Origin of the sequence: Micromonospora sp. ATA51 (genome assembly GCF_016802855.1) — a bacterium.
In the GTDB taxonomy this organism is placed as follows: Bacteria; Actinomycetota; Actinomycetes; order Mycobacteriales; family Micromonosporaceae; genus Micromonospora; species Micromonospora sicca.
The window spans coordinates 1-5,882 of sequence record NZ_JAEVHJ010000376.1; the positions used below are offsets into that span (position 1 = coordinate 1).

3 protein-coding genes and 4 pseudogenes are annotated in these 5,882 nt (G+C 69.6%); 1 reads left to right on the top strand and 6 read right to left on the bottom strand.

Annotated elements, in window-relative coordinates; genetic code table 11:
- The 6 genes and pseudogenes from JNW87_RS33465 to JNW87_RS33490 form a co-directional block, all read right to left on the bottom strand.
- Window positions 1-315, bottom strand: a pseudogene (locus tag JNW87_RS33465) (bifunctional 3'-5' exonuclease/DNA polymerase); the annotation flags it as partial.
- A 104-nt stretch (window positions 316-419) separates the two neighbouring features.
- Window positions 420-1,375: pseudogene (locus JNW87_RS33470) on the bottom strand (carbohydrate ABC transporter permease).
- A gap of 11 nt (window positions 1,376-1,386) precedes the next feature.
- Window positions 1,387-2,328: a carbohydrate ABC transporter permease gene (locus tag JNW87_RS33475; protein ID WP_109804145.1), complete on the bottom strand. Its 942-nt coding sequence runs from the start codon at window positions 2,326-2,328 to the stop codon at window positions 1,387-1,389.
- 22 nt (window positions 2,329-2,350) lie between these two features.
- Window positions 2,351-3,763 (bottom strand): N-acetylglucosamine/diacetylchitobiose ABC transporter substrate-binding protein, encoded by a 1,413-nt coding sequence (ngcE, locus tag JNW87_RS33480; protein WP_109804146.1) that lies wholly within the window; start codon window positions 3,761-3,763, stop codon window positions 2,351-2,353.
- 26 nt (window positions 3,764-3,789) lie between these two features.
- Window positions 3,790-4,539: an SIS domain-containing protein gene (locus tag JNW87_RS33485; RefSeq protein ID WP_109804147.1), complete on the bottom strand. Its 750-nt coding sequence runs from the start codon at window positions 4,537-4,539 to the stop codon at window positions 3,790-3,792.
- Window positions 4,536-5,503 (bottom strand): annotated as a pseudogene (locus tag JNW87_RS33490) (MurR/RpiR family transcriptional regulator). Before JNW87_RS33490 ends, JNW87_RS33485 begins: the two are co-directional and overlap by 4 nt.
- Window positions 5,504-5,701: 198 nt before the next feature.
- Here JNW87_RS33490 and JNW87_RS33495 point away from each other — a divergent pair.
- A pseudogene (locus tag JNW87_RS33495) lies at window positions 5,702-5,882 on the top strand (hypothetical protein); the annotation flags it as partial.

A 5,882-nucleotide genomic window follows, 5' to 3' on the forward strand; every position in this document is an offset into this window, starting at 1 on the left:
CGGCGAGCGACCGGGGCTCGCCCCACCGGCCGGCGTGCCCCAGCAGCAGCGCCTCGGTCAGCTCGACGTCGTGGCAGCGGTCGAGCCGGACCCCGGCCCGCAGCAGCGCCGGGTAGACCGTGGCGCCGGAGGCCCAGACCCAGCGGGGGCGGTCGGCGGCCTCGCGGGCGGCCACCGCGGCGGCGAGGTCGGTGACGGCTCCGCCGGACCGGTGGGGCGGCCGGCGAGGTCGAGGGGTTGCAGCACTCCCCCACCCCGCTCGTCCGCCACCACCGCCACCAGCACGGACGCGATTCTCCCCCGCCCCTGCGACAGTCCGCCGCGCGCCGTCGCCCGAGTGCCCTCTTGCACGGAAAGAGTGGCCATCCCGGGCGGAACGGCCACTCTTTCCGGGAAACTGCGCCCCGTGACGGGTGGGGTTACTTGCCTACGCCGGCGGTGAGGCCGGACTGGACCTGGCGCTGGAAGACGATGTACACGATGAGCACCGGGAGCATCGCCATGGTGACGCCGGCGAAGAGGCCCGACCAGTCGGACTTGTAGCCCTGGTTGACCGAGAGCTCGATCAGGCCCTGGGAGATCACCTGGTTCTTCGGCTCACCCGCCACCGACTGCATGAGCAGCGTCGGCAGGTACCACTGGTTCCACTGGCCGAGCACGTTGAAGATGCCGATGCTGATCAGGCCCGGCTTGGCCATCGGCAGCATCACGCTGAAGAACAGCCGGCTGTGCGAGGCCCCGTCGACCATGGCCGCCTCGGCGATCGAGTCGGGCAGCGTCCGGAAGAACGAATGCATGAAGAAGATCGTGAACGACAGCGACCACGCCACGTAGACCAGCATCAGCATCACGTGCTTGTTCGGGCCGAGCAGCGGGAAGACCACGCCCGTGTTGTAGACGCCCTTGAACAGCGGCACCGCGGCGAGGTAGATCGGCAGGGTCAGCCCGGAGAGGAACATGTAGTAGATCAACCGGTTGCCGCGGAACTCGTAGCGGGCCAGCGCGTACGCGGCCATCGAGCCGAGCAGCATGGTGAGGAAGACGCTGCCGATCATCACCAGGATGGTGTTGAGGAAGAACGCCCCGAGGTGCCCCTCACCCCACGCCCGGGCGAAGTTGTCCCAGTGCAGCGTGTCGGGGATCAGGGAGAGCGGATCGCGGATCACCTCCGAGTCGCTCTTGAGCGCCGACATCACCACCCACAGCAGTGGGTAGATCACCATCACGGCCCAGACCACCAGGAAGATGTGGGAGAAGCCGTTGAAGATCCGGCCGCCGATCGCGGCGCGCGGGACGTGGTACGCGGTGCGGGATCGGGTCGGGTAGCCGGGCTCTCGTCGGGCCGGGTCAGACCACCGTGTGTCGCCGTGCTCATGTCCAGCCTCCTCAGAACTCGATACGGTCGCGACGGGTGATCCTCAGCTGCGCCGCGGCGAGCAGGATCGTGAAGATCGCCAGGGCGACACCCATCGCGCAGGCGTAGCCGAACTGGCCCTTCTGGAACGCGGTGAAGTTGAGCACCGACGCGAAGATCTCACTGGCGTGGTTCGGTCCGCCCTGGCTGGGCGTCATGACGAAGACCAGGGCGTACATGTCCAGCGCGATGAAGCCCAGGTACACCCAGGCCACCGAGATCGTGTCCCGCAGCAGCGGCAGCGTGATCCGGAAGAAGGTGTGGAAGCGGCCGGCCCCGTCGAGGAGGGCCGCCTCGTAGATGTCCTTCGGGATGGACTGCATCGCCGCCGAGAAGAGCACCATGTAGAAGCCGGCGCCGCTCCAGACCGCGATCAGCAGCAGCCACCACAGCACCGCCGGTACGCCGAGGAAGGGCTCCGGGTCGGCGGTGAAGGCGATCGGGTTCTCCGGGTCGCCCAGCCCGAGCTTGATCAGCAGGCCGTTGATCAGACCCTGTCTGTCGGTCCGGTAGATCTGCTGCCACATCACGGCGATGACCACCAGCGACAGCACCTGCGGGAAGAAGAAGATGACTTTGTAGACGGCGGAGCCGAACACCCCCCGGATGCCGGCCCTGTCCTCGCGGCCGCCCACGTTGAGCAGGAACGCGAGGAACAGGGCCAGCGCGATGGTGAACAGCGGCACGGTGATCAGGAAGAAGACGTTGTGCCAGAAGGCCTTCCTGATCAACTCGTCCGACAGCAGCCGGACGTAGTTGTCGAGACCGACGAAGCGCTGGGAATCCGAGTACCCGCCCCAGTCGGTCAGCGAGTATCCCGCCGCCTGCGCGAACGGCCACACCACGTAGAACAGGTACAGCGCGACGGGCAGGGCCAGGAAGCCCGTGACGAAACGCGCGACTCCGTGCCGCATTGGACTCACTCTCTCGTTCGGGTCAGGCGGTGCGGGTCTGCTTCTTGATCGACGAGTCCTTGGCGACCTTGTCGGCGGCCGCCTGCATCTTGTCGACAAACTGCTGCGCGGTCAGCCGGCCCGCCATCAGCTCCTCGGACAGGTTCTGGCTCTCCTTGTCCAGGTCGGCGTAGAAGTCCTGGAACTTGATCGAGATGAGCTCGCTGCCGCCGTTCTTCATCAGGGTGTTGGCGCTGGCGAGCGCGGAGTCCTGCACGTTGTCGCCGGAGCCCTTGGTAGAGGCCAGCGACTTGGTCAGCTCGGCGAACTTGGCCGAACCCGCCTTCGACAGGATCGCCCGCAGGAACTCCTTCGCGGCCTCCTTGTTCGGCGCCTTGCTCGGCACGACGAAGCCCTCGCCGGACGCGGCGAACACGTCCTTCGGCGCCTTGTCGTCGGCGTTGCTCCAGTAGTCCGACAGGGTCAGCTCGAAGCCCGGCGGGATGGTGGCGGACATCTCGTTCTTGAGCCACGTGCCGACCTGGATGAACGCCGCCTTGCCGTCGAGCCAGGCCTGCTGGGACTGGGTGTGGTCCAGCTTGCCCGGCAGCAGCAGCCGGTCCTTGACCAGCTTCTCCCACGGCTCCAGCGCCTTGAGCACGCCGTCGGCCTTCCAGGCGTTCTCCTTCAGGTTGTCGATGTCGACGACGACCTGCTTGCCGGCGGTCTTCCAGATGCTCGCCATGAGCCCCCAGCGCGGGTAGTAGCCGTGGACGGCGTCGTGCACGTACGGCGCCATGCCCTTGGCCTTGATCTTCGGGGCCAGGGCGAAGAACTCGTCCCAGGTGGTCGGCGCCTGCCAACCCTCCTTCTTGAACAGCGCCGCGTTGTACCAGTTGCCCCACACCGTGTACGCCACGTTCACGACGTAGAACTTGCCGTTCTGGGTGCCGTCGCCGACCGTGCCCGGCAGCAGCGAGTCCGCGACGGTGCCCTCGCTGTCCCAGGCGGGCGCGGTGAGCAGGTCGTCGAGCGGCTCGATGGCGCCCTCGTTGATCAGCGTGCTGCGGTCCATCATGTCGGCGCCCGAGTTCATGACCAGGTCACTCGGCTGCGTCGCCATCTTCGGCTGCTCTTCGGTCTTGATCTTCTGCGTGGAAGACATGTTGACCGTGATGTTCGGGTGCTTGGCGTTGAAGACGACCTTGTCTTCCTTGGCCCACTGGTCGCCCAGGCCGCCGTTGAAGATGACCACCTTGACGGCACTGCCGTCCTTGACACCGAACGGGTTGTCCTTGCTCTTCGCGGCGCCGGTGTCGTCGGACTTGCTCGGCTCGCTGCCAGCGCAGGCGCTGAGCAGGCTGGCGGCCGGGGTGGCGAGCAGGCCGGCCGCGGCGGCCCGCCGCAGCAGGGTCCGGCGGCTGAGGTCACCGAGGTTCTCGGGGGTAATCGACATCTCTGTCTCTCCTTGTGGTGTCCGGGTCAGGCGGTCCGCCGGAGGCGCCCGGCGTACCGCGACTCGAGGGCGAGGTTGTGCTCGTCCCCACCGGGGACGTTGGCGGAGAGGTAGATAGGGGGTACCTCCCCGGCCTGGTGGAACCGTCGTACGACCTCGGCGGTCAGCAGCTGCGCCAGCAGCGCCGCGGTGACCGAGGAGACCGCACAGACCGCGCCGCCGCCCTCGAGCGGCAGCAGTGCGTCGCCGTACGGCGCGCCGTTGTCCAGCACGACGTCGGCGAGGTCGGCGAGCCGGTACCCGGACGGGTGCCGCGGGGCGACCCGTGCGGTGTGCTCGACCGAGGTGACCGCGATCAGCGGATGGCCGCGCTCCTTCACCAGCGTCGCCAGCTCGACGACCGAGCCGTTGATGCCGGACTGGGAGGCGACCACGAACACGTCCCGCGGGTGCGGGGCCGCGAGCGCGTAGAGCTGGTGCGCGACGGCCGGGTCGCGTTCCAACTTGGGGTCGGCGAGCACGTCGCGGGGCGCGTCGCCGTGCAGCACCAGGTCGTGCAGGGAGAGCCGGTTGGTGGGGACCAGCCCGCCGGCCCGAGCCACCAGCTCGGCGGCGAACGCCTCGGAGTGGCCGGCGCCGAATCCCTGGAGCACCCCACCGGCCCGCAGCCCGGCCGCGATCAGGTCGGCCGCCCGGTCGACCGCGTCGGCCTGGGTGTCGACCACCCGGTCGAGCACCGGGCGGACGGCGTCCGCGTACCGCTGTGCGCTGATCATGAGGCGGCCCCCTTCGCGGCCTTGTGCCCGTCGACGGCCTGGGCGGTACGCCGGAAGGCCGCGTGGGCGCGGTCGTGGGTCCGCTGCGCCACCGCGATGTAGAGCAGGTCGAGGACGACGAGCTGGGGATGCCGGGCGGAGAGCGCGTCCGGCCGGAAGGTGGTGGCCTGGCTGGCCGTGAGCAGCACGATGTCGGCCAGCTCGGCCAGCGGCGAGCGGGGGAAGCCGGTCAGCGCGATCGTGGTGGCGCCCCGGCTGCCCGCCTCGGCGAGCATCTCGATGGTCTCCCGGGTCTGCCCAGTGTGCGAGATGCCGAGCGCCACGTCGCCGGCGCCCAGCAGCGCGGCGCTGGCCAGCCCCTCGTGCACGTCGCTCCAGGCCCAGGCGGCCACCCCGATGCGGTGCAGGCTGAACTGCATCTCCTCGCCGACCAGGGCGCTGCCGCTGGCGCCGAAGATGTTCACCCGGCTCGCCCCGGCGATGGCCACGGCGGCCCGCTCCACCTCGGCCAGGTCGAGCAGCGCGGCCGTGTCGTGCATGGCCCGGGTGTCGGCGGCCATGATCTGGTCGAGCACCCGGGACAGCGGGTCGCTGGGCTGGATCTCCCGGCCGATGTCGACCGTCCAGCCCGCCGAGCGGGCCCGGCCGGTCTCCGACGCGATGCCGAGTCGCAGGTCCGCGTAGCCCTCGAAGCCCATGGCCCGGCAGAACCGGGTGATGGTCGCCGGCGAGGTGCCGCTGCGCTCGGCCAGCTCCACGATGGTGGCCCGGGCCGCCGCCTCCGGTCGCTGAGCACGTGCTCAGCGACCCGGCGCAACGCCCCCGTCAGCTCCCCCGCCCCGGCCCGGACCCTGGCCAGCACCCCGTCCGCGGAGACGGTCAACGCACCCCGGCGGTCGACCGCGTCGGCGTCGACCACCGCGTGCAGGTGCAACGCGGGGGTGTCCACCTCGTGATCAACCATGGGACGCCTTTCCGAAAAGACTGTTAACTGTTAGTGGTAAAATTTCTTACTGAAGGCCCCTCCATGTCAAGACCGTGGGCGAAGTTTTCAAACTGTTACCTGGCGCACACCGCGCGGCGGGGCCTCGGATCTTGCCTCGGGCAGCCGGGCCGACCAGCATGAAGGCCGCCAGCCACCGACCCCAGGGAGGCCCACCGGATGTCCGGCACCGTCGTGGTCGGCCTCGACGTCGGAGGTACGTCCACCCGCGCAGCCGCGCTGAGCCTCGACGGGGTACGCCTCGGCGCCGGCCGGGCCGGCGGCGGCAACCCGACCAGTCACGGCGCCGAGCGCGCCGCCCAGGAGCTGCTGGTGCCCTGCGCGCGGCGCTCGCCGAGGT

Coding starts and splice junctions, on each gene's coding strand:
- JNW87_RS33475 (WP_109804145.1), bottom strand. CDS start 2,328: ATGCGGCACGGAGTCGCGCGTTTCGTCACGGGCTTCCTGGCCCTGCCC.
- ngcE (WP_109804146.1), bottom strand. CDS start 3,763: ATGTCGATTACCCCCGAGAACCTCGGTGACCTCAGCCGCCGGACCCTG.
- JNW87_RS33485 (WP_109804147.1), bottom strand. CDS start 4,539: ATGATCAGCGCACAGCGGTACGCGGACGCCGTCCGCCCGGTGCTCGAC.